The following is a 586-nucleotide window of genomic DNA, read 5'->3' on the forward strand; positions in this document are numbered from 1 at the left end:
CAGCCCCACGACCGGCAACAACGGCTCCAGCACCGACCACTGCTCATCCGAAAGATCCCCACGCCCCACACCTAGATCATCACGGCATGAAGCATGGTCAGGGACTCAGTTCCAAAACACGGCCTAGGTGGGCCCTGGCGGCCTTGGCCGAGGTGAAGCGGCCGGTGGCTTCCAGGACGATGTCGACGCCGAGTTCGGCCCACGGCAGCTGCGCCGGTTCGCGCTCGGCCAGCACCTTGATCCGACGGCCGTCGACGACGAGGACGTCCCCGTCGACGGTCACCGGGCGCCCGAGCCGGCCGGCCGTGCTGTCGTAGGCGAGCAGCCGGGCGAGAGTGGCGGGCTCCGTCAGGTCGTTGACGGCGACGACTTCGAGGGCGCTGTCGCGCTCGAGCAGTGCGCGCAGCACGTTGCGTCCGATGCGGCCGAATCCGTTGATGGCGATGCGAGTCATGAGTGGTCCTACCTTTCAAGAGTGGTTGCTCTGGTCATTCGTAAGATCGGAGGACCCAGGGGCTCTGGGTATGGCTGTCATGGGCGAGACCACTCGATGGCTTAAGGGACTTGGCCACCTGGAGCCCCGCGA

General features: G+C 66.4%; 1 pseudogene. It reads right to left on the reverse strand.

Going from position 1 to position 586, the window contains the following annotated elements:
* Window positions 1–124 precede the first annotated feature (124 nt).
* A pseudogene (locus tag G3I56_RS42730) lies at window positions 125–454 on the reverse strand (glyceraldehyde 3-phosphate dehydrogenase NAD-binding domain-containing protein); the annotation flags it as partial.
* Window positions 455–586: the final 132 nt, after the last annotated feature.

The sequence above is a fragment of the Streptomyces sp. SID12488 genome (assembly GCF_010548275.1).
Lineage (GTDB): Bacteria > Actinomycetota > Actinomycetes > Streptomycetales > Streptomycetaceae > Streptomyces.